Below are 20,577 nucleotides of genomic sequence, written 5' to 3'. Positions count from 1 at the left end.
GATGCGACTGCTGAACTTCGATGTCGGACCGGACAAGCCGTTCTTCCTCATTGCCGGCCCGTGCGTCATCGAGAGCGAAGGACTGAACGTCGACGTCGCCGGCCGGCTCAAGGAGCTGACGACGCGCTTGAACGTGCCGTTCATCTTCAAGTCGTCCTTCGACAAGGCGAATCGTTCATCGGTGAAGAGCTTCCGTGGCCCGGGCATGGAAGAGGGCCTGCGTATCCTGTCCGAGGTGAAGAAGCAGCTCGGCGTGCCCGTGCTCACCGACGTCCATGAGGACACGCCGTTCGCGGAAGTCGCCTCAGTCGTCGATGTGATGCAGACGCCGGCGTTCCTGGCCCGCCAGACCAATTTCATCGTGAATGTCTGTTCGCATAATCGACCCGTGAACATCAAGAAGGGTCAGTTCCTGTCGCCCTGGGAAATGGGCAACGTGGTCGAGAAGGCCCGCTCCACGGGCAATCAGCAGATCATGGTGTGCGAGCGCGGCTTCACGTTCGGTTACAACAATCTGGTCTCCGACATGCGCTCACTTGCAGTGATGCGCGAGACGGGCGCGCCGGTCGTGTTCGATGCGACTCACTCGGTGCAGTTGCCTGGCGGCAAAGGCACTTCGTCCGGCGGTCAGCGCGAGTTCGTGCCCGTGCTGGCACGCGCGGCGGTGGCGGCTGGTGTCTCCGGCTTGTTCATGGAGACGCATCCCGATCCCGCCAAAGCTTTATCCGATGGCCCGAATGCCTGGCCGCTGGCGCGCATGGAAGCGTTGCTGACAACGCTAAAAGAATTGGATCAAGCCGTGAAGTCACGGCCCTACGAGGAAAGTTTGTTATGAGCAAGATCGTCGACATCCGCGGCCGCGAGATCATCGATTCGCGCGGCAATCCGACCGTGGAGGCCGATGTATATCTGGATTCCGGCGCCGTGGGTCGCGCCGCAGTCCCGTCCGGCGCTTCGACCGGTGCGCGTGAAGCCATCGAATTGCGCGATGGCGATAAGTCGCGTTATCTCGGCAAGGGCGTGCTCAAGGCGGTCGCCAACGTCAATGGCGAGATCAAGAAGCTGCTGGTGGGCCGCGATGCCGGCGACCAGGCCGCGATCGATCAGGCGATGATCCAGCTCGACGGCACCGAGACCAAGTCACGTCTCGGCGCGAATGCGCTGCTCGCCGTCTCGATGGCCAACGCGCACGCGATGGCCAAGGAAACCAAACAATCGTTGTTCCGTCGCCTGGGCAGCTCCAAGACGCTGCCGGTGCCGATGATGAACATCATCAACGGCGGCGCGCATGCCGATAACAGCGTCGACATCCAGGAGTTCATGATTCTCCCGGTCGGCGCACCGTCGCTGTCCGAAGCACTGCGCTATGGCGCGGAGATCTTCCACACGCTCAAGAAAGTTCTGCACGAGCGCAAGCTCGCCACGTCGGTCGGCGACGAGGGCGGCTTCGCGCCGGACCTGCCGTCGAACGAAGCAGCGCTGGAAACCATTCTCGAAGCCATCGATCGCGCCGGTTACAAGGCCGGCAAGCAGATCTTCCTCGGCCTGGACGTGGCCAGCACCGAGTTCTTCAAGGACGGCATTTATCACCTCGAGTCCGAGAATCGTAAATTCAATTCCTCGCAGTTCGCCGATTACCTCGAAGGCCTGGTGGGTCGCTATCCCATCGTCACCATCGAAGACGGCATGAGCGAGGACGATTGGGACGGCTGGAAGCTGCTGACCGATCGCATCGGCAAGAAGGTGCAGCTGGTCGGCGACGATCTGTTCGTCACCAACACCAAGTTCCTGAAGCAGGGCATCGAGAAGCACATCGCCAATGCCATCCTGATCAAGGTGAATCAGATCGGTACGCTGACCGAGACCATCGCCGCCATCGACATGGCGGTGGACGCGGGCTACGCGGCGGTCGTGTCGCATCGCTCGGGCGAGACCGAAGACGCGACGATTGCCGATATCGCCGTCGCGACGCGCGCCACGCAGATCAAGACGGGCTCGATGTCACGCTCGGATCGCATCGCCAAGTACAACCAGCTGCTGCGCATTGAGCAGGAGCTGGGCGCTGAGGCGAAGTACGCCGGCATCGAAGCGCTGCCGGTGCCGCTGCCGGGCATGTCGTGCTAAGTACGGACGCATGAAGTTCCTCGCCGCCGCCCTGGTCATCGTGCTGGTGCTCTTGCAGTACCGGCTGTGGCTGGGCGACGGCGGCATGCGTGAGGTCCGTCAGCTGCGGGCCGACATCGAGGTTCAGCGCGAGCAGAACCGCGAGCTGAAGGAGCGCAATCGCACGCTGGCGGCGGAAGTGCAGGACCTGAAGAAGGGCACGGTCGCCATCGAGGAGCGGGCGCGCACCGACCTCGGCATGGTCGGTCGCGGCGAGACCTTCTACCAGGTGGTCGAGCCTAAGCCCGCCGTTCAGCCCGCACCGGCACCGCCGAGCGAGCCGGAAGAAGAGGGCGGTGGCGGCAGCTCGCGCGGCAACAGTCCGGCCAGCGTCATTCAGGCTCGCACGCCGAATAAAGACTAGCGACGAACTCGGGTACAGGGATGTAGCCGCGCCGCCATGGGCGGCGAGCGAGTGGCAAAAGTCACGCCTTTTGCCAGCTCGCCCGAGGGTCGTGGCAGGATGCCCGATCCCGAGTTTTTATGATCACGTCTGAGGTTCTCGTTTGGAGATTAGATTCTGGGTCGTCGTGCCCGCGGCCGGCAGTGCCCGTCGCATGGGCGCCGCTGTGCCCAAACAATATTTATCGCTGGCCGGTCGCACGGTGATCGAGTGGTCGCTGGCACCGTTCCTGGCGCACGCGCGCACGGCCGGCATCGTCGTGGCGTTGTCGCCGGGCGATCAGCACTGGGCGCAAACCACGCTCGCGGGCGATGCGAAGGTCGCAACGACTATCGGTGGCACCGAGCGTATGGACTCAGTGCTCGCCGGCTTGCGAGCGTTACAAGATCGCGCGGCGCCGGACGATTGGGTGCTCGTGCACGATGCTGCCAGGCCCTGCCTGTCGGCGACCGATCTGGATCGGTTGCTGAATGAATTGCAGGACGACGCGGTGGGTGGGCTGCTTGCGGCGCCCGTCGTGGATACATTGAAGCGCGCCGACGAGGACGGACGGGTTTCGCAAACCGTGGCGAGAGACAAACTCTGGCGTGCACTCACGCCGCAAATGTTTCGCCATGTCGTCCTGCAGCGGGCGCTCGAGAGTGCGCAGACGAACGGCGTCGCGGTCACCGATGAGGCGCAGGCGGTCGAGGCGCTGGGATTGCAACCCAAGCTGGTCGCGGGCGATGCGGACAACATCAAGATCACGTTGCCCGAAGACCTGCCGCGAGCCGAGCGCATTTTGAGATCACGGAGCGCATCATGACTTCACAACTTCGTATCGGGCAGGGATACGACGTTCACGCCTTCACCGCGGGCGATCACATCACGCTCGGCGGCGAAAAGATTCCTCACTCGCACGGCATCCTCGCGCATTCGGATGGCGACGTGCTGTTACATGCAATCTGCGACGCGTTGCTCGGTGCAGCCGGGCTCGGCGATATCGGCATGCACTTTCCAGATACCGATGCTCGCTGGAAAGGTGCCGACAGTCGTGCGTTTGTGCGTCACGTTCGCGATCTGCTCAAAGTGAGCGACTACGTCGTCGTGAACGTCGATACCACCGTCATTTGCGAAGCGCCGCGTCTCGGCAAATATCGCGAAGCGATGCGCGCCAACATCGCCGCCGACCTCGGCATCAACATCACCCGCGTGAACATCAAGGCCACGACCAGCGAGAAAATGGGCTTCATCGGCCGCGCCGAAGGGCTCGCTTGTCAGGCCATCGCATTGATCGAGCATATCTCTGGATGAATGTCGTCGACTTTATGAATCTGCCGTGCGCTCACGGCGGACCGGCGGGCACTGCGCGCTTGCGTGTTACGCCTGAAGATTTCATCGTGCGCGAATGGCTCGGCTTCGAGGCCGATGGCGAGGGCGATCATCTGCTGCTGAAAGTGCGCAAGCGCGGCGCGAACACGATGTGGGTCGCCAAGCAGCTTGCACGAATCGGCAAGATACATCCGCGCGATGTCGGCTTCGCGGGCTTGAAAGATCGCGATGCTGTCGCGGAGCAGGCGTTCACTGTGCCGGGTCGCTCCGCGGTTCCCAATTGGCTCGGTGTCACCGGCGATGGCTTCGAGGTCATCGGTGCCGAACGCACGCGTCGCAAGCTCAAGCGGGGCGCCTTGAAGGGCAACGACTTCGAGATCGTGCTGCGTGAATTCTCGGGCGACCTGGCGGTGCTCGAGCAGCGATTGCAAACGCTCGCAGCGGCGGGCACGCCCAATTATTTCGGGCCGCAACGCTTCGGTCACAACGGATCTAACATCGCCAGCGCGATCGCCTGGTTCGAGGGCGGTCCGGCACCGGAGCGCGCGGAGCGAGGTTTCGCGCTATCGGCGGCCCGCTCGGTGATTTTCAATGCGGTGCTGGCCGAGCGCATCGGCGCCGGCACCTGGAATCGACTGCTCGATGGCGACGTTGTGAATCTCAATGGCAGCGGCAGCTTCTTTCTCGCCGAGGCCGTCGACGACACTTTGCGTGACCGCTGTCAGCAGCTCGACGTCCATCCGACCGGGCCGATGTGGCACGGGGATTCACTGCTGTCGAAGGGCGCGACCGCGGAGCTGGAGATGCAGACGGCGCAGAAATACGCCGTGCTCGCGGCGGGCTTGGCGAAGGCCCGATTGGAACCTGAACGTCGGCCGCTGCGCGTACCCGTGCGTGAGCTGAAGTGGCGCATCGACGGGGCGGACGTGCATCTGCAGTTTCGTTTGCAGCGAGGCTCGTTCGCCACTGGCGTGCTTCACGAGCTGATCAGCAATGCCTTCCAAGCCGAGACACCGGAAGCCGATGTTTGATCGTTCATTTCGTTCGCAGCAGCACGTAGACGGCGCCACTGCCGCCATCGACATGTCGGGCCGAGCCGAAGGCCTGGATGTTGTCGATCCGTTGCAGCCATTGATTGACGACGTTCTTCAGCACCGGGCCGCGCGGCCCGGAGCCCCGGCCCTTGCCGTGAATGATGCGAACACAGCTGGCGCGCCGGTTGATGGCCGCGGTGAGGAATTCGCGCATGGCGGCTTTGGCCTCGGCGCCGGTCATGCCGTGCAGATCGAGCTCGGCGTCGACCGTGTAGTGGCCCCGGCGCAGCTTGAGCAGGACCCCTTCAGGAATGTGCGGGCGGCGGAAGCTCAGCTCGTCGCCGGTCGCGAGCATGGCCTCGTCGCTCGGCGGCAGCAGGCTCTCCTTCAGGACCTCCTGCTGGTCGGCGCGCGTAAAGCGTGCACGCGGCGGCGGTTTGGGCGCCGATGGCGGCCGCTTGTCGACATTTCGCAGGCGGCGCACGTCGCGCATCGCCTCGCGGAAGCTCAAATTGTCCTCGTCCCGATCGTCGTTCACCCGATACTCCAGCGCTCCACTGTCCCTGCTATGAAGTTGAAGCGCGGATTCCAGTATAGTTCCGCGCCGCCAGCTTTCATGAATTCATGAAGATCCTTCTCAGCAATGACGACGGCTACCGCGCCGAGGGCCTGCGTGCCCTGGGCGAAGCGCTTGCGCCGCTCGCAGACATTACCGTGGTCGCGCCCGACCGCAACCGCAGCGGTGCCAGTAACTCACTGACGCTGGACATGCCGTTGCGCGTGCTGCCGTTCGAGGCGCGCAAGTTCCTGGTCGTCAATGGCACGCCCACCGATTGCGTCCACCTGGCGGTCTCCGGGCTGTTCGAGGGCGAGAGCGACTTCGACATGGTGGTCTCCGGGGTCAACGATGGCGCCAACCTGGGCGACGACGTGATCTACTCGGGCACGGTCGCCGCCGCCATCGAGGGACGCTTCCTCGGCCTGCCGGCCATCGCGGTGTCGCTGGTCATTCAGCCGAACTCCGGCAATCACTTCGCGACCGCGGCGCGCGTCGCCGCTGAGATGGTGATGCGCATTCAGCGTTCGCCGTTGCATCAGGCGACCATCCTCAACGTGAATGTGCCCGATGTTCCCTACGATCAGTTGCGGGGCTATCAAGCGACGCGTCTGGGATTCCGGCATCGTTCCGATCCCATCGTGAAAATGTCCGACCCGCGCGGCCGGCCGGTATATTGGGTCGGGCCGGCCGGCGGCAGTCAGGACTCGGGGCCGGGCACCGACTTCCATGCGGTCGCGAACAACTATGTCTCGGTGACGCCGTTGCAGATCGATCTGACGCGTCATTCGATGCTCGAGGACATGAGCAACTGGCTGCAGGGACGCGCTGAATGAAGCCACCGGCGCCACCGAAGAACAACATCGCCAGTCGTGCCGGCATCGGCATGACCTCGGCGCGCACTCGCGAACGGCTGGTGCAGCGGCTGCGCGATCAAGGCATCGTCAATGCAGCGGTGCTCGATCAGATTCGCAATGTGCCGCGTCATTTGTTTGTCGATGAAGCGCTCGCGACGCGTGCATACGAAGATACAGCGTTGCCTATCGGCCACGGCCAGACGATCTCACAACCGTTCGTGGTTGCGCGCATGACCGAAGCGATGATCGAAGCCGGCACGCCGGGCAAGGTGCTGGAGATCGGCACCGGCTGCGGTTATCAAACCGCAGTGATGTCGCCGCTCGTGCGTTTCGTCTATAGCATCGAGCGCATCGGTGCCTTGCAGGAGCGTGCGCGGCAGCGATTGCGGGAACTGAATATCTCTAATGTCCATTTACGTCACGGCGACGGCTTTCAGGGCTGGAGCGGGCATGCGCCTTACGACGCCATTCTGATGGCGGCCGCGCCGCTCGCGATTCCGGATGTTTTGTTCCAGCAGCTGGCGCCCGGTGGCCGGCTGATCGCGCCGGTCGGGCCGGAAGGTCGTCAGCAATTGGTGCGTATCACTCGCCGCGTCGACGAGCGTCGCGGCGACGAATTTCACAAGGAGACGCTGGGGTTGGTCAGTTTCGTACCATTGCTCAAGGGTCTGAACTGATTTCGGTGTGGTGCCGGTGGCTCGCGCCGTGGTTGCTTGCGCTGGCCCTGGTGGCTGGGTGCGCTTCCACTCCGGAGCGGGGCGGGACCTATACCGTCAAGCGCGGCGACACCCTGTACTCCATCGCGTTTCGTCACAAGCTCGATTACAAGGACCTGGCGCGCTGGAACAACATCGGCCGGGATTATGTGATTTATCCGGGCCAGACGTTGCGCTTGTCGGCCTCGGGAAAGGGCGGAACGCGAGCTGCATCGTCAACCCCTAGGTCTTCAACTCCCCCTAAGAAATCACCGCCGCCGGCACCTCGACAGCCCGCGATCCCGACCGGCCCGCCGGTGAAGTGGCAATGGCCGGTGAGCGATGGCACAGCGACGCTCACCTCACGTCCCAACGGCGGTCAGGGGCTGATGATCGCGGGAAAATCAGGCGAAGACGTGCGCGCCGCAGGCCCGGGACGCGTCGTGTATACCGGTTCCGGTCTGCTGGGTTACGGCCAGCTCATCATCGTTAAGCACAACGAAACATACCTGAGCGCGTACGGTCATCTGCAATCGGTGCTGATCCAGGAGGGCGACGCGGTCTCAGCCGGACAGCGGATCGCGACCATGGGCAATGGTCCGCAAGGCTCGCCGCAGCTGTATTTCGAGATCCGGATCAATGGGACGCCGGGCAATCCGTTGAGCTTGTTGCCGCAACGTTGAGGGAGAAACTGTCCCCTCGAACTGGCCCGAGGATTGCAGTCGAGCTGCGGCTTCGGCCCCTCGGACTTTCGCGAAGCGAACAATAGTTGCGCGATCCGCAATCGTGTGTCTAAATCCGCCCCCAACATGTCCTCCCTAAAACCACCCAGCCGGGTGACAGGGAGAAGACGCGGGGGCGGAGGGGGATTCGAGGAAACAGCGCGAAGAAGAACAAAAGCAAAAGAAAAAGAATATTCCGTCAGGCGACGACTCCAGTGGAGCGGCCAGGCGAGTTGGGTCGAACGATCTTCAGTCCCTCGCGTCTTCTCCCGGTCGCCCTGCTACGCAGGACGACCGGGAGATGTTCTTCCTCTAGTTAAATTTCCTGGTCTAACTGTTTCTGAGTAACAGCGCCGCGACCACGGTGCGTCCCTCGCTTGCCAGGATGTTATAGGTGCGGCATGCCGCGCCGAGCTCCATCACTTCGCAACCGATCCCCCGCGACATCACCGCGCCCAGCACTTCGGGCGCGGGGAACTCCTGCTTCGGCCCCGTGCCGATGATGATCACTTCGGGCTTCATCGCGATCGCCGCTTGCAGATCGTCGAGCGACAGCTCGGCCACGGTTTGCGGCCGCCAGTCGCTGACGATCTGATCCGCTTTCACCAGGCAGCTGGAATGCAGCACCGTCTCGCCGATGCGCACCTCGCTCGGGCCGTAGGAGCGGATCAAGTTGATGCCCGCAATTTTCTCGTCGGTGAGTTTCATTCGGCTACCATAGCGCAGGTCGTCGCCGCCGCGCAGAAGATGTTGAAGACGCTGACCCTGATCATTTCGGGCTTGAATCCCTTACGCGCCGCGGACCAGACGGGTGCCGTCGAATGGCCGCAACTCGCGCGTTTCGCCGGCCGCGGCTCGCTGAGCAAGCGAGCGCTCGATCCCCGTCAGGATGCATTGCATGCGGGCATCCTCGACGCACTTCAACTGCACGCGTCGGCCGATCAGTATCCCAGCGCCGCGGTGATTCGCACGGGCCTCAGTGGTCAACGCGCTGACGGTTTCTGGCTGCGTGCGCAGCCTATACACTTCGCCGCGGGCTTGGATCGACTGACGACAGTTCCCTTGCGAGGGCAGGCGCGCATGAGCGTTGCTGAACGCGAGTCGCTGACGCCGACGATCGTCGATCATCTGCAGTCCACGGGATTCGAGTTGCACGTCGGTGCCGATGGCGAGTGGCTTCTGCGCAGCGAAGCGCCGTTGCAAGTGCAGACGGTCACGCCGGAGTTCGCTGCGGCGAATCCGGGCGAAGACATTCTGCCGCGCGGTCGCGACGCGGGCGGGCTGCGACGCCTGATGACCGAGCTGCAAATGTTGTTACACGAGCATCCAGTCAATACGCAACGGCAGCGCCGAGGCTTGCCGGCGTTGAATGCGATCTGGATGCATGGGGAAGGAATGTTGAGTGACTTGAGCACACCGTCGTTGCCGGCCGCTTGCGGCGACGATGTTTATTTGCGTGGCATCTATCGCCTGCACGATCGACTTGTGACCTCGCAACCTGCAGATGCAGCCGGGCTGCTGACGCAGGTCGCTGGGCCGACGGTGGCGGCGATCGATGTGGCGAATCCGGGAGCCCTCGAGACGCAGTGGCTCGCGCCGCTGAGTCGTGCGTTGATGAGCGGTGCGCTCTCGAAGCTCACCGTGATGTTCGATACCTGGCAGGTCGTCACTCCGCGCGCGGCCCTGTTCAAATTCTGGCGCCGTGATCTGCAGCCGGCGAATTGGGGCGCATGTTGAATCGCACGATCCGTCGCCGTGAGGCGGGTGGCCTGGCGGCGCTGCCCAGCGATCTGCATCCGCTGCTGAAACGTTTGTATGCGAACCGGGGCGTCAACGAAGCCGAAGATCTCGATCTCGGGCTGGCGCGTCTGATTCCGATCGGGAGGCTCGGCGGCATCGATGTCGCAGTCGATCTGCTTTGCGAACATTTCCGTCGCGGCACTCGCATCGTGGTGGTCGGCGATTTCGATGCCGATGGCGCGACCAGCACGGCGCTGGTGGTGCGTCAGCTGCGACGGCTCGGCTTCAAACAAGTCGACTTCCTGGTGCCGAATCGCTTTCAGTACGGCTATGGCCTGACGCCGGAGATCGTGCAGCTCGCGGCGGAGTCCAAGCCCGGCTTGATCGTCACCGTCGATAACGGCATTTCCAGTCACGCCGGCGTGGCCATGGCCACGTCGTTGGGCATCGAAACATTGATCACGGATCATCACCTCGCGCCCGCGACGGTGCCGGCCGCGAATGCGATCGTGAATCCCAATGCGCCCGGCGATACGTTTCCTAGCAAGGCACTCGCCGGCGTAGGCGTGGCGTTTTATCTGATGGCCGCGCTGACGCGCGCTATGCAAGAGCGCGGGCTCTCGGCGAATCCGCCGGCGGTGGCCGAGTTGCTCGATCTCGTCGCGCTCGGCACGGTGGCGGATCTGGTGCCGCTCGATAGAAACAATCGCGTGCTGGTGTATCAGGGACTGCGTCGCATTCGCGCGGGTCGATGCGCCGCTGGTATTCATGCGTTGCTCGAAGCGGCGAATTGCATTCCCTCCACTGTGAACGCAGCGGCTCTGGGTTATCAGATCGGGCCGCGCTTGAACGCGGCGGGCCGGCTCGACGACATGTCGATCGGCATTCAATGTTTGCTCACGGACGATCCCAACATGGCCCGCATGCTGGCCGCGCGGCTGACCCAACTCAACACCGATCGCAAAGAGCTCGAGCTGCAGATGCAGCAGGAAGCGCTGATGGCGATCGCGGACATGCGCGCTGAAGATCCGCAGCTGCCGCTGGGCCTCTGTTTGTTCGATGAGTCGTGGCACCAGGGCGTCGTCGGTCTGGTCGCGTCGCGCGTCAAGGAGCGGGTCAATCGTCCGGTCATCGCGCTGGCTCGCCAGGATGCAGACACGTTGAAGGGCTCGGCGCGCTCCATTTCCGGCGTTCATATTCGCGACGTGCTCGATGCGGTCGCGACTCGTCACCCCGGGTTGATCGAAAAGTTCGGCGGTCACGCCATGGCGGCGGGCTTGACCTTGCCGGCTGCGACGCTCGAGACGTTCCGCGCCGAGTTCGACGCCGAGGTGCGTCGTTGGATGAGTGTCGATGACACCATCGGCATCGTGCATTCCGACGGCAGCCTGCAACAGGAGGAGTTGACGCTCGATGTCGCCCGGCTGCTGCAGCAGGCGGGGCCGTGGGGCCAGAACTTTCCCGAGCCGATGTTCGATGGCTGCTTCGAGGTGCGCAACGTGCGCATCCTCGGCGAGCGGCACTTGAAGCTGGAGGTGAGGAGCGTGTCGGGCGACGGTCCGATCAAGGCTGCGACCAGCTGCGAGGCCATCGCCTTCCGGCATTTCGATCACGACGACGCGCCGCACGTCGAGCCCGAGTCCCGGGTCGAGCTGGCCTACCGGCTGGACGTGAACCGGTTCAACGGCTCGGAGCGCCTGCAATTGGTCGTGGAGTATTTGCGGGTCCTTTAAGGGCCCGTTTTTGCTAGGATCCGCCTCCCGCAATTGAATTGCCCGCGACCGACGCCACGCTCAAGACATGGAAACCAACCCTATTCGCCGAGCCATCGAAGACCTCACCGAGCGCAGCGGGGCGCTCCGGAGGTTTCTTTGACTACGACACCAAGGCCGAACGACTCACGGAAGTAAGCCGCGAGCTGGAAGATCCCAAGATCTGGAACACGCCGGACCGGGCTCAGGAGCTGGGCAAGGAACGGGCGCGCCTGGAGCAGGTGGTCGGCACGATCGACAAGGCCACCAAGGGCCTGGCGGACGCCACCGAGCTGCTGGACATGGCCATCGCCGAGAATGAGCCGAGCGCCGTCGCCGATGTCGAGCGCGATGTCGCGGCCATCGACGAGTACATCAAGAAGCTGGAATTCCAGCGCATGTTCCCGGGCGAGATGGATCCGCACAGCTGCTTCCTGGACATTCAGGCCGGCGCCGGCGGTACCGAGGCGCAGGACTGGGCCAGCATGCTGATGCGCATGTATCTGCGCTGGGGCGATCAGCACGGCTTCAAGACCGAGGTTGAGGAAGTCAGCGACGGCGAAGTCGCGGGCATCAAGAGCTGCACGATCAATTTCAGCGGCGAGTATGCCTACGGCTGGCTGCGCACCGAGACCGGCGTGCATCGCTTGGTCCGCAAGTCGCCGTTCGATTCCAACGCGCGGCGGCACACGTCGTTCGCGTCCGTGTTCGTTTCGCCGGAAATCGACGACAACATCAAGATCGACATCAATCCCGCGGACCTGAAGACCGACGTGTACCGCTCGAGCGGCGCCGGCGGTCAGCACGTCAACAAGACCGAATCCGCCGTGCGTATCACGCACATGCCTACCGGCATTGTGGTGGCCTGCCAGGCCGAGCGCAGTCAGCACAAGAATCGCGACAAGGCGATGAAGATGCTGAAAGCCAAGCTGTACGAGCTGGAAGTGAACAAGCGCAACGCGGCCGCCAAGGTGCTGGAAGACTCCAAGTCCGACGTGAGCTGGGGCAACCAGATTCGTTCGTACGTGCTCGATCAGTCGCGCATCAAGGATCTGCGCACCAACGTCGAAATCGGGGCCACCGACAAGGTGCTCGACGGCGATCTCGATCCGTTCCTGGAAGCCAGCTTGAAGCAGGGTCTGTAAAACATGTCCGATAACACCAAGACTCCGCCGACTGAAGCACCGGTCGATGAGAACAAGCTGATCGCCGAACGGCGCGCCAAGCTCGACAAGCTGCGCGGCCCGGGCGCCAACGGCTTTCCGAACGATTTCCGTCGTGACGCACTCGCGGATCAGTTGCTGACCGCTTACGGCGATCGCGAGCCGACGTGGTTCGACCAGAACACGGTGCGTGTGAAGGTCGGCGGCCGCATGATGAGCAAGCGCGTCATGGGCAAGGCCAGCTTCGCCAAGATCGCCGATCGCACCGGTGAGATTCAGCTGTTCCTGCAAAGCGCCGCCATCGGTGCGGCCTATGACGAGTTCAAGGGTTGGGATGTCGGCGACGTGCTCGGCGCCGAAGGCACGCTGTTCATTACCAAGACCGGCGAGCTGTCGGTGAAGGTCGAGAAGCTGCGCCTGCTGACCAAGTCGCTGCGACCGCTGCCGGACAAGTGGCACGGCCTGTCGGATCAGGAGACGCGCTATCGCCAGCGTTACGTCGATCTCATCGTCAGCCCGGAAAGCCGGCAGACGTTTCGTACGCGCACGCGGCTGGTGAAGTATCTGCGTGACTTCCTCGATGCGATGGATTTTCTGGAAGTCGAGACACCGATGATGCAGGCGATCGCCGGCGGCGCGGTGGCGCGGCCTTTCGTCACGCATCACAACCAGCTCGACATCGATTTGTATCTGCGCATCGCGCCGGAGCTTTATCTGAAGCGTCTGGTGGTCGGCGGTTTCGAGCGCGTGTACGAGATCAATCGCAACTTCCGTAACGAGGGCGTGTCGACCCGACACAATCCCGAGTTCACGATGCTGGAGTTGTATCAGGCGTACGCGGACTACACCGATCTGATGAATCTGGTCGAGCGGATGTGTCAGGGCCTGTGCGACACCATCCTCGGCAAGCGCCAGATCGAATATCAGGGCGAAGTGTTCGACTTCGGTCAGCCGTTCCGTCGCGTGACGGTCGAGGACCTGGTCGTGCATTTCAATCCCGGGATCGAGCGTTCCAAGTTGCGCGATCTGGACTATCTGCGCGCTCATTGCGACAAGATCGGCGTGCCGTACGGGCAGGGCGATGGGCCGGGCAAGCTGCAAATCGAGATCTTCGAGAAGACCGCCGAGCATCGGCTGCTCGCGCCGACGTTCGTTTACGGCTATCCGACCGAGGTGTCGCCGCTGTCACGTCGCAACGATTCGGATCCGTTCATCACGGATCGTTTCGAGTTCTTCATTGGCGGACGTGAGATCGCCAACGGCTTCTCGGAACTGAACGATCCTGAAGATCAGGCGCAGCGATTCAAGGATCAGCTGGCCCGCAAGACTGCCGGTGATGAAGAGGCGATGCAGTACGACGCCGATTACATTCGCGCGTTGGAATATGGCTTACCGCCTACGGCGGGGTTGGGCATCGGTATCGATCGGCTTGTGATGTTGTTTACCAACTCGCCGTCGATTCGCGACGTGCTGCTGTTCCCTTACATGCGGCCTGAGACCTGACGCTATCGCGGTTGCGCTTCGCGTTGTCGCAAACGCGTTGCGCGCAGCCTTCGGCAGAGCTGGGGCGTAGGTGGGGGTCTCGGGAAACTCGCGAGCGTCTTCACCGCCGGCTGACTTTGCCTTCGATGGCTGCCGCACGATTCGGTCAGTTGCCGTTTCACGCTCCGTATCGCTCGGTCGCGCTATCGCGCTCCGAGCTGCAACGCGCGTCGTCGGCTGTACTGCCAACGTGCAACGGCTTGCTCGACTGGCCGCGGTGGGCCGAGTCACCGTGGTTGCGAACTTCCCGAGACCCCCACCTTTCCCAGCTCGAGATGCGCGACTCGATGCCTCTTACCACGCCCGCAGTGGTGTGATCGAAGCAGTCGCTTTGAGGCACTCGCTTCGCGTGCGCCTGCGCTTCGCTGGGCGCGGAAGCCGGCGCTGAGCGTCGGCGTGAGGGAGCGGTCGCTGAGGTGGAATTTTACGTTCGGCGTTTCCGCAGAAACTTTCGGGCACGAATTCGCGCGTGAGGGGTGAGCTCAATAGCAGTTCATTTGCGCGTGCCGGCAGGCGCCAAACTTCTGTCGGCTGCATAGTCGAGACAGCGAGAGGTGATGCTCCCTCGTGCGCCTATCTTCCTTGCCAAACCTCTTATCCCGGGGAATAGGGCATCGTCAGCCGCGTAAGCGCGCCATCCTGCCCATCAATGCTCAACTCGCTGTCGAGCTGCGCCAGGCTGATGACGGCGAGGATGTCACTACCATTCTCGGTGGCGACGGCATCCACGATGTCGCCAGCGTGTTGCTCACCAGCCAACACGCGCGTGCCGGGCACGGGCGCCGGGCCGGCGCTGTGGAATAGAAACATTCGTCGTTTGACGGCGCCGCGGAAGTGGGTGCGGGCGATGATTTCCTGGCCGGTGTAACAGCCTTTCTCGAAGTTGATGCCGCCGAGCAGATCGATGTTCAGCATCTGCGCCACGAACGCTTCGTGGGTCTCTGGATAAACCTGCGGCAATCCGGCACGCACTTGTGACAAATGCCAGCGATGCTCGGTTGCCGGATCGGCGGGAGCGGAAAACGCACCGAGTACCAGAACATCGTCCACGCCGGGCAATGTGAAATAGCTCACACCGCCGAGCTCCCGATGCGAGCCGGCCTCGGCCAAAGTCACATCGGCAGGCAGGGCGCTGCGAGAGATAACGCCGACCTGCAAATGTTTCGCGGCTTCGATCTTCGCTTTCGCACGCAGGACATATTTTCGTAGGCGAAGCACAGTCGAATCGACCAGTGCGGCCGGTAGCACTAATGCAATGCCCTCCGAGCGTTCCAACATCCAGAACACCGCCTGCACGCGCCCCTGCGGGGAATTGCAGCAGGCGAGCTGCGCTCGATTCGAGTTGAGCGTGTCCAGATCGGCCGTCAGCTGACCTTGCAGATAGGCGCGTGCGTCCGCGCCGCTGACCATAATCGCGGCGAGCGTTGTCAGGGGGCGGAAATCGGGGATCGGGGTCCCGGCAGCCACGGCCGGGGCGGAAATAGGGGCAGACATTCGTGAAATCCGAAATCAAGCCTCGCCACAAACGAAAAGCGTCCCGTTCCGGGCCTGTGGTGCTTCTGGCACACTACCGGCCGTTCGAACGGTCACCGCCATCATCGTCCGGTTCAATGGCAGATACAAATTCGCGGCCAGATTCACCGCCCGAGGCCGAGCGCCTCGAGCCGGCGATTGCGACGGCCACCGATATAGGGACCGGACCGCGCACCGCGGGTTCCGTGGCGCCCAAAGAAATCGGTGGCCGCGACGGGCCGGAGCCGACGCGGTTCGGCGATTGGGAAAAGTCCGGCCGTTGCATCGATTTTTGAAATCCATCCGATTGCCGGAAGAGCAGGCTATCCCCACATGAGCAATCCCAAGTTGGAACGGCCACTGTCGCCGTTCATGAATTATCGATGGCAGTACACCAATACGCTGTCGATCCTGCACCGGGTCACCGGCATCGCGCTCAGCGTCGGTTTGCTGTTGTTTGTTTATTGGCTGGTCGCGGCTGCCAACGGCCCTGAGGCCTATGCCTCGGCGCAAGCGGTGTTCGCGCATCCGCTGACCATCGTTCTGCTGGTCGGTTTCTCGTTCGCGTTCTTTTATCACTTGTTGAACGGCGTGCGTCACCTGGTGTGGGACGCGGGCCATGGCTTCGAGAAATCCACGGCTCGCACCAGCGGCTGGCTCGTTGCCATCGGCGCAGTCGTGCTCACCGCGATGCTTTGGTTCCTGCTGGTCCGCGGAGGTGCGGTATGAGTTTGCGCAGTCCAGTCGGACGAGTTCTGGGATTGGGCGCGGCCGGCGAGGGTGTCGGTCACTGGTGGACACAGCGAGTCACCTCGGTCGCGCTGGTGCTGCTCGGCCTGTGGTTTGTGTTCGTGCTGATTGCTTTACCCGATCGCAGCTATGAAACGGTCACGGCGTGGATGCATGCTCCGTTCAATGCTGTGATGTTGTCGCTGCTGGTGGGCACGGCCGTGTATCACTCGCTGCTCGGCGTCGAAGTGGTGGTCGAGGATTACGTGACCGATCACGCCACAAAGATCGTCACGTTGCTCGCCCTGAAGTTCATTCATATCGTCATTGGCGCTCTCGGTGTCTTCTCCGTGCTGCGCGTCGCATTCGGGAGCGCGGCATGAGCGCCTATCAATTCATCGATCACAACTACGACGTGGTCGTCGTCGGTGCCGGTGGCGCCGGCCTGCGCGCCACTTTCGGTCTGGCGCATTCCGGTTTGTCGGTTGCGTGTATCACCAAAGTTTTCCCGACGCGCAGTCACACGGTCGCCGCGCAGGGTGGCATCAGCGCCGCGCTCGGCAACATGGGCGAGGACGATTGGCGCTGGCACATGTATGACACCGTCAAAGGGTCGGACTGGCTGGGCGACCAGGACGCGATCGAGTTCATGTGTAAAGAAGCGCCCGGCGCCGTGATCGAGCTGGAGCACTATGGTGTGCCGTTCTCACGCACCGATGACGGTCGCATTTATCAGCGTCCGTTCGGCGGCATGACCACGCATTACGGCAAGGGCACCGCGCAGCGCACTTGCGCAGCGGCGGACCGTACCGGCCACGCGATGTTGCATACGTTGTATCAGCAGGCGCTGCGTCACGAAGCGCAGTTCTTCATCGAATATTTCGCCGTCGATCTGATCATGGAGAACGGCGAGTGCCGCGGCGTCGTCGCCATCAACATGTCGGACGGCACGGTGCATCGTTTCCTCGGTCATCAGACGATTCTCGCCACCGGCGGTTACGGTCGCGCGTACTTCTCTTGTACGTCGGCTCACACTTGCACGGGCGACGGCGGCGGCATGGTGTTGCGCGCCGGCCTGCCGATGCAGGACATGGAGTTCGTGCAGTTCCATCCGACCGGCATCTACGGCGCCGGCTGTTTGATCACCGAAGGCGTGCGCGGCGAGGGTGGCATTCTGCGTAACTCGCAGGGCGAGCGTTTCATGGAACGTTATGCGCCGAACGCGAAAGACCTCGCGTCGCGCGACGTGGTCAGCCGTTCGATGACCATGGAGATTCGCGAAGGCCGCGGTGTCGGTCCTCACAAAGATCATATCTTCCTGCACCTCGAGCACCTCGGTGCCGAAGTGATTCACGAGCGTCTGCCGGGCATCGCCGAGACCGCGAAGATTTTCGCCGGCGTCGATGTGACCAAGCAGCCGATCCCGGTCCTGCCGACCGTTCACTACAACATGGGCGGCATCCCTGCTAACTATCACGGCGAAGTGGTGACGCTGAAGAACGGCAACCCCGACTCCGTGGTGCCGGGCTTGATGGCGGTGGGCGAGGCGGCTTGCGTGTCGGTGCACGGCGCGAATCGTCTCGGCTCCAACTCGCTGCTCGACCTGGTGGTGTTCGGTCGCGAAGCCGCGCGTCATGCCGCCGAGATCGTCAAGCCGAATACCAAACATCGGCCGCTGGCGAAGGATGCGGGCGATCTCGCGATCAGCCGCATCGACAAGTTCCGTCACGCCAAGGGTTCGCTGAAGACCGCGGACATCCGCCTGAACATGCAGCGGACGATGCAGAACCACGCCGCTGTGTTCCGCACTTCCGAATCACTCATCGAGGGCGTGCACAAGATGCGGGAAGTGTTCAAGTCGTTCGAGGACGTGAACGTCAGCGACCGCGGCATGGTGTGGAATACCGACCTGATCGAAACGCTGGAGCTCGACAACCTGCGCAGCCAGGCGGTCGCGACGATCGTCTCCGCGGAGAACCGGAAGGAAAGCCGTGGCGCGCACGCCCACGAGGACTATCCGGAACGTGACGATGTGAACTGGATGAAACACACCCTCTCGTGGGTGGACCCGCAGGGCAAGGTGTCGCTCGACTACCGCCCGGTGCACTTGAACACACTGACCAACGACGTGGAAGTCGTTCCGCCGAAGGCGAGGGTGTACTGATCATGGCGCAATTCCGTCTTCCCAAGAACTCGGTCGTCGGTGTCGGCAAGACCTATCCCGCGCCCTCGGGTGCCAAGGACGTGCGGTCGTTCCGCATCTATCGCTTCGATCCGGAGTCGGGCCAGAACCCGCGCTACGACACGTACGAAGTGGACATGGCGACCTGCGGCCCGATGGTGCTCGACGCGCTCATCAAGATCAAAAACGAGATCGACCCGACGCTGACGTTCCGTCGCTCGTGTCGCGAAGGCATTTGCGGCTCGTGCGCGATGAACATCGACGGCGTCAACACGCTGGCCTGTACGCGGGCCACCGAGGATGTGAAGGGCACGGTGAAGATTTTCCCGTTGCCGCATATGCCGGTGATCAAGGATCTCGTGCCGGATCTCACCAATTTCTATGCGCAGTACGCGTCGGTGAAGCCGTGGCTGCAGACCCGCACGCCGGCGCCGCCGGATCGCGAGCGCCTGCAGTCGAAGGAAGATCAGGAGAAGATCGACCGTCCGGCGGCGTGCATCCTGTGCGCCTGCTGCTCCACCTCGTGCCCGAGCTACTGGTGGAATGGCGATCGTTACCTGGGCCCGGCGGCGTTGCTGGCGGCTTATCGCTGGATCGTGGACACCCGCGACGAGGCGACCGGTGAGCGCCTGGACGCGCTGGAAGATCCATTCAAGCTGTATCGGTGCCATACCATCATGAACTGCACCGAGGCCTGCCCGAAGGACCTGAATCCGGCCAAGGCGATCGCCGAGATCAAGAAGAAGATGGCCGAGCGCAGGCACTGATGAGCACGACTCCAGCCGTGGGACAGCTCCGATGGCGTTGCCGCCGGGGCATGCGCGAGTTGGACGTGCTGCTCGAACGCTATCTCCAGGAACGGTATCCTTCCGCCCCGGCTGCCGAACAACAGGCCTTCGTAGCATTGCTCGAGGCGCCAGACCCGCAGCTGTTCGCCTACGTAGTGCAACGAGAGGTCCCGGAAGATCCGGATTGGGCGCATGTCATCGCCAAGCTTCGCAACCCCAACTCTGCTGACGATTGACGTACGGAGCCGCCGCTCCGAGCGTCGGCTCGGCGTGCTCGCGCTCGGGGGCGTGGCGGTGGCGACCTGGCTACTGCCATTGCCGCTCGTGTCCGCCGTGCTCTTTTTCGTGACCGCGTCCGCCGTCGTGCTGCTCGGCTTGCAGTGGCAAGGATGGCTCGGCGGTGCCGACCGGTTGACGGCTGTCAGCTGGATGTCCGACGGCAGCTGGGTCCTCAGCAGTGCCCACCGGAAAAATATTCCCGCCACCCTGGGCACTGACACGCGCGTCGGCCGCCGCTGGTTGTGGCTTCGTTGGCACACCGGTCAGGGGCAGCGCTCGATGCTGCTGCTGAAGGGTGACGCACTACCTGCAGAAATCCGTCGTTTGAGCGTGCGTTTGCGACTGGAATCGGTCTCGGCGACATGATTATTGATCCCGGTCACGCAATCGCTCAGCGAGTGTTCAGGAACACTTATGTCGCAGCGAACTTTCGCGCGGCTCATCAGTCTATGAGGGCAGTTGTCGCGTTGCCGTTGAGCGCGCTTCCGCCGGTCCGGCAGGGAGCGGGCGCTTGACGACCAACCCGACCAACGCGACGGATGACACCGACCAGGAACTGGTCCGGCGGGTCCAGGCGGGCGACCAGACGGCGTTCAACCTGCTGGTGCTGAAATACCAGCATCGGGTGTTGAAGCTGGTGGGCCGTTTCGTCAACGACGCTGCCGAGGCCGAGGATGTTGCCCAAGAGGCGTTCCTCAAGGCGTATCGGGCGCTGGCATCCTTTCGTGGCGATAGCGCGTTCTATACATGGCTGTATCGGATCGCGATCAACACCGCCAAGAACGCGCTGGTGTCGCAACGCCGCCGGCCGGTGGACTTCGATCTGGATCTGCAGGATCCGGAACAGTACGACCGGCACGCGAAACTGAAGGAAGTGGACACCCCCGAAGGGGTGCTGCTGACGGACGAGATTCGCGCCGTGGTCGAGGAGGCCATGGAGCAACTGCCCGAAGACCTGCGCACCGCCATCGTGTTGCGCGAGTTGGAAGGGTTGTCGTACGAGGAGATTGCCGAAGCGATGGATTGTCCGGTGGGCACTGTGCGGTCCCGGATATTCCGGGCGCGCGAAGCCATCGACAAGAAGCTGAAGCCCTTGCTCGATGGACCTGTGGACTGAGCCGTTCGAATCGATTTGAGTTATCGTGGTGAC

General features: G+C 62.9%; 24 protein-coding genes. 21 read left to right on the top strand and 3 right to left on the bottom strand.

All coding sequences use genetic code 11. The features are described from left to right. Position 1: 1 nt before the first annotated feature. The 6 genes from kdsA to truD all read left to right on the top strand — a co-directional run bounded on the left by kdsA (position 2) and on the right by truD (position 4,908). Positions 2-835, top strand: coding sequence for a 3-deoxy-8-phosphooctulonate synthase (gene kdsA / locus ACFPN2_RS24055; protein ID WP_380601333.1), 834 nt, complete (start codon positions 2-4; stop codon positions 833-835). Continuing rightward, complete coding sequence (gene eno, locus ACFPN2_RS24050; protein ID WP_380601331.1) at positions 832-2,124, top strand: phosphopyruvate hydratase; 1,293 nt, start codon at positions 832-834, stop codon at positions 2,122-2,124. The genes kdsA and eno overlap by 4 nt, the downstream gene beginning before the upstream one ends. 10 nt (positions 2,125-2,134) lie before the next feature. Beyond that, complete coding sequence (ftsB, locus tag ACFPN2_RS24045) at positions 2,135-2,527, top strand: cell division protein FtsB (RefSeq protein ID WP_380601329.1); 393 nt, start codon at positions 2,135-2,137, stop codon at positions 2,525-2,527. A gap of 142 nt (positions 2,528-2,669) precedes the next feature. Next, positions 2,670-3,371: a 2-C-methyl-D-erythritol 4-phosphate cytidylyltransferase gene (gene ispD / locus ACFPN2_RS24040; protein ID WP_380601327.1), complete on the top strand. Its 702-nt coding sequence runs from the start codon at positions 2,670-2,672 to the stop codon at positions 3,369-3,371. Beyond that, entirely contained in the window at positions 3,368-3,859 is a 492-nt protein-coding gene (gene ispF, locus ACFPN2_RS24035) for a 2-C-methyl-D-erythritol 2,4-cyclodiphosphate synthase (protein ID WP_380601325.1), read from the top strand. Before ispD ends, ispF begins: the two co-directional genes overlap by 4 nt. Next, positions 3,856-4,908, top strand: a complete 1,053-nt coding sequence (gene truD, locus ACFPN2_RS24030) for a tRNA pseudouridine(13) synthase TruD (protein WP_380601323.1) — start codon at positions 3,856-3,858, stop codon at positions 4,906-4,908. Before ispF ends, truD begins: the two co-directional genes overlap by 4 nt. A 4-nt stretch (positions 4,909-4,912) precedes the next feature. On the opposite strand, the gene ACFPN2_RS24025 is transcribed toward truD, so the two are convergent. Beyond that, positions 4,913-5,449, bottom strand: coding sequence for a Smr/MutS family protein (locus ACFPN2_RS24025; RefSeq protein WP_380601321.1), 537 nt, complete (start codon positions 5,447-5,449; stop codon positions 4,913-4,915). 86 nt (positions 5,450-5,535) lie between these two features. Here ACFPN2_RS24025 and surE point away from each other — a divergent pair, with 86 nt between their 5' ends. Genes surE through ACFPN2_RS24010 form a run of 3 tightly spaced genes read left to right on the top strand, consistent with a single transcriptional unit; the run spans position 5,536 to position 7,702 of the window. Next, positions 5,536-6,303 (top strand): 5'/3'-nucleotidase SurE, encoded by a 768-nt coding sequence (gene surE / locus ACFPN2_RS24020; protein ID WP_380601320.1) that lies wholly within the window; start codon positions 5,536-5,538, stop codon positions 6,301-6,303. After that, positions 6,300-7,001 (top strand): protein-L-isoaspartate(D-aspartate) O-methyltransferase, encoded by a 702-nt coding sequence (locus ACFPN2_RS24015; protein WP_380601318.1) that lies wholly within the window; start codon positions 6,300-6,302, stop codon positions 6,999-7,001. The genes surE and ACFPN2_RS24015 overlap by 4 nt, the downstream gene beginning before the upstream one ends. Positions 7,002-7,033: 32 nt before the next feature. Further along, the gene (locus tag ACFPN2_RS24010; protein WP_380601316.1) at positions 7,034-7,702 is read left to right on the top strand and encodes a peptidoglycan DD-metalloendopeptidase family protein; all 669 of its coding nucleotides are present in this window, start codon (positions 7,034-7,036) and stop codon (positions 7,700-7,702) included. 369 nt (positions 7,703-8,071) lie between these two features. Here ACFPN2_RS24010 and ACFPN2_RS24005 read toward each other — a convergent pair whose 3' ends face one another. Beyond that, positions 8,072-8,449 (bottom strand): Mth938-like domain-containing protein, encoded by a 378-nt coding sequence (locus ACFPN2_RS24005; protein WP_380601314.1) that lies wholly within the window; start codon positions 8,447-8,449, stop codon positions 8,072-8,074. Between the two features lie 39 nt (positions 8,450-8,488). On the opposite strand from ACFPN2_RS24005, the gene ACFPN2_RS24000 reads away from it, so the two are divergent. The 4 genes from ACFPN2_RS24000 to lysS all read left to right on the top strand — a co-directional run bounded on the left by ACFPN2_RS24000 (position 8,489) and on the right by lysS (position 13,898). Next, positions 8,489-9,478 carry a hypothetical protein gene (locus ACFPN2_RS24000; RefSeq protein WP_380601312.1) on the top strand — a complete coding sequence of 330 codons (990 nt, stop codon included), beginning with the start codon at positions 8,489-8,491 and terminating at the stop codon, positions 9,476-9,478. Beyond that, positions 9,472-11,214 (top strand): single-stranded-DNA-specific exonuclease RecJ, encoded by a 1,743-nt coding sequence (gene recJ, locus ACFPN2_RS23995; RefSeq protein WP_380601310.1) that lies wholly within the window; start codon positions 9,472-9,474, stop codon positions 11,212-11,214. Before ACFPN2_RS24000 ends, recJ begins: the two co-directional genes overlap by 7 nt. Before the next feature lie 67 nt (positions 11,215-11,281). Next, positions 11,282-12,377 (top strand): peptide chain release factor 2 gene (gene prfB, locus ACFPN2_RS23990; RefSeq protein WP_380601308.1). Its coding sequence is split into 2 segments (ribosomal slippage): positions 11,282-11,344 and positions 11,346-12,377, totalling 1,095 coding nucleotides; the frame shifts between segments, so codons are not numbered across the junction. Between the two features lie 3 nt (positions 12,378-12,380). After that, complete coding sequence (lysS, locus tag ACFPN2_RS23985; protein WP_380601306.1) at positions 12,381-13,898, top strand: lysine--tRNA ligase; 1,518 nt, start codon at positions 12,381-12,383, stop codon at positions 13,896-13,898. Between the two features lie 633 nt (positions 13,899-14,531). Here the strand turns inward: lysS and ygfZ are convergent. Then, the gene (gene ygfZ, locus ACFPN2_RS23980) at positions 14,532-15,431 is read right to left on the bottom strand and encodes a CAF17-like 4Fe-4S cluster assembly/insertion protein YgfZ (protein WP_380601304.1); all 900 of its coding nucleotides are present in this window, start codon (positions 15,429-15,431) and stop codon (positions 14,532-14,534) included. Between the two features lie 116 nt (positions 15,432-15,547). Here ygfZ and ACFPN2_RS23975 point away from each other — a divergent pair, with 116 nt between their 5' ends. From ACFPN2_RS23975 to rpoE, 8 genes are all read left to right on the top strand, one after another. After that, positions 15,548-15,745: a DUF1674 domain-containing protein gene (locus ACFPN2_RS23975; RefSeq protein ID WP_380602825.1), complete on the top strand. Its 198-nt coding sequence runs from the start codon at positions 15,548-15,550 to the stop codon at positions 15,743-15,745. 37 nt (positions 15,746-15,782) lie between these two features. Beyond that, positions 15,783-16,178 carry a succinate dehydrogenase, cytochrome b556 subunit gene (gene sdhC / locus ACFPN2_RS23970; RefSeq protein WP_380601302.1) on the top strand — a complete coding sequence of 132 codons (396 nt, stop codon included), beginning with the start codon at positions 15,783-15,785 and terminating at the stop codon, positions 16,176-16,178. Continuing rightward, a complete protein-coding gene (sdhD, locus tag ACFPN2_RS23965) occupies positions 16,175-16,561 on the top strand; it encodes a succinate dehydrogenase, hydrophobic membrane anchor protein (RefSeq protein ID WP_380601300.1) in 387 nt (128 codons plus the stop codon). Before sdhC ends, sdhD begins: the two co-directional genes overlap by 4 nt. Then, positions 16,558-18,342, top strand: a complete 1,785-nt coding sequence (sdhA, locus tag ACFPN2_RS23960) for a succinate dehydrogenase flavoprotein subunit (RefSeq protein ID WP_380601299.1) — start codon at positions 16,558-16,560, stop codon at positions 18,340-18,342. The genes sdhD and sdhA overlap by 4 nt, the downstream gene beginning before the upstream one ends. Before the next feature lie 2 nt (positions 18,343-18,344). Beyond that, positions 18,345-19,127, top strand: coding sequence for a succinate dehydrogenase iron-sulfur subunit (locus ACFPN2_RS23955; RefSeq protein WP_129778745.1), 783 nt, complete (start codon positions 18,345-18,347; stop codon positions 19,125-19,127). Continuing rightward, complete coding sequence (locus ACFPN2_RS23950; RefSeq protein WP_380601297.1) at positions 19,127-19,384, top strand: FAD assembly factor SdhE; 258 nt, start codon at positions 19,127-19,129, stop codon at positions 19,382-19,384. Before ACFPN2_RS23955 ends, ACFPN2_RS23950 begins: the two co-directional genes overlap by 1 nt. Continuing rightward, positions 19,341-19,793, top strand: a complete 453-nt coding sequence (locus tag ACFPN2_RS23945; RefSeq protein ID WP_380601296.1) for a hypothetical protein — start codon at positions 19,341-19,343, stop codon at positions 19,791-19,793. Before ACFPN2_RS23950 ends, ACFPN2_RS23945 begins: the two co-directional genes overlap by 44 nt. Positions 19,794-19,938: 145 nt before the next feature. Next, entirely contained in the window at positions 19,939-20,544 is a 606-nt protein-coding gene (gene rpoE, locus ACFPN2_RS23940; RefSeq protein WP_380601294.1) for an RNA polymerase sigma factor RpoE, read from the top strand. The last annotated feature ends 33 nt before the right edge of the window (positions 20,545-20,577 follow it).

Source organism: Steroidobacter flavus (assembly GCF_042651805.1).
Lineage (GTDB): Bacteria > Pseudomonadota > Gammaproteobacteria > Steroidobacterales > Steroidobacteraceae > Steroidobacter > Steroidobacter flavus.
Note: the sequence above shows the minus strand (reverse complement) of the source record. Positions and strands in the feature narration are given on the sequence as shown.

What these genes read in the sequence shown, in the direction of transcription:
- lysS (WP_380601306.1), top strand. Translation starts at nt 12,381, where the DNA reads ATGTCCGATAACACCAAGACTCCGCCGACTGAAGCACCGGTCGATGAG.
- ACFPN2_RS23975 (WP_380602825.1), top strand. Translation starts at nt 15,548, where the DNA reads ATGGCAGATACAAATTCGCGGCCAGATTCACCGCCCGAGGCCGAGCGC.
- ACFPN2_RS24005 (WP_380601314.1), bottom strand. Translation starts at nt 8,449, where the DNA reads ATGAAACTCACCGACGAGAAAATTGCGGGCATCAACTTGATCCGCTCC.
- ftsB (WP_380601329.1), top strand. Translation starts at nt 2,135, where the DNA reads ATGAAGTTCCTCGCCGCCGCCCTGGTCATCGTGCTGGTGCTCTTGCAG.
- ispF (WP_380601325.1), top strand. Translation starts at nt 3,368, where the DNA reads ATGACTTCACAACTTCGTATCGGGCAGGGATACGACGTTCACGCCTTC.
- ACFPN2_RS23945 (WP_380601296.1), top strand. Translation starts at nt 19,341, where the DNA reads ATGTCATCGCCAAGCTTCGCAACCCCAACTCTGCTGACGATTGACGTA.
- ygfZ (WP_380601304.1), bottom strand. Translation starts at nt 15,431, where the DNA reads ATGTCTGCCCCTATTTCCGCCCCGGCCGTGGCTGCCGGGACCCCGATC.
- kdsA (WP_380601333.1), top strand. Translation starts at nt 2, where the DNA reads ATGCGACTGCTGAACTTCGATGTCGGACCGGACAAGCCGTTCTTCCTC.
- ACFPN2_RS23955 (WP_129778745.1), top strand. Translation starts at nt 18,345, where the DNA reads ATGGCGCAATTCCGTCTTCCCAAGAACTCGGTCGTCGGTGTCGGCAAG.
- sdhC (WP_380601302.1), top strand. Translation starts at nt 15,783, where the DNA reads ATGAGCAATCCCAAGTTGGAACGGCCACTGTCGCCGTTCATGAATTAT.
- ACFPN2_RS24000 (WP_380601312.1), top strand. Translation starts at nt 8,489, where the DNA reads ATGTTGAAGACGCTGACCCTGATCATTTCGGGCTTGAATCCCTTACGC.
- sdhD (WP_380601300.1), top strand. Translation starts at nt 16,175, where the DNA reads ATGAGTTTGCGCAGTCCAGTCGGACGAGTTCTGGGATTGGGCGCGGCC.
- ACFPN2_RS24015 (WP_380601318.1), top strand. Translation starts at nt 6,300, where the DNA reads ATGAAGCCACCGGCGCCACCGAAGAACAACATCGCCAGTCGTGCCGGC.
- recJ (WP_380601310.1), top strand. Translation starts at nt 9,472, where the DNA reads ATGTTGAATCGCACGATCCGTCGCCGTGAGGCGGGTGGCCTGGCGGCG.
- eno (WP_380601331.1), top strand. Translation starts at nt 832, where the DNA reads ATGAGCAAGATCGTCGACATCCGCGGCCGCGAGATCATCGATTCGCGC.
- ACFPN2_RS23950 (WP_380601297.1), top strand. Translation starts at nt 19,127, where the DNA reads ATGAGCACGACTCCAGCCGTGGGACAGCTCCGATGGCGTTGCCGCCGG.
- surE (WP_380601320.1), top strand. Translation starts at nt 5,536, where the DNA reads ATGAAGATCCTTCTCAGCAATGACGACGGCTACCGCGCCGAGGGCCTG.
- sdhA (WP_380601299.1), top strand. Translation starts at nt 16,558, where the DNA reads ATGAGCGCCTATCAATTCATCGATCACAACTACGACGTGGTCGTCGTC.
- truD (WP_380601323.1), top strand. Translation starts at nt 3,856, where the DNA reads ATGAATGTCGTCGACTTTATGAATCTGCCGTGCGCTCACGGCGGACCG.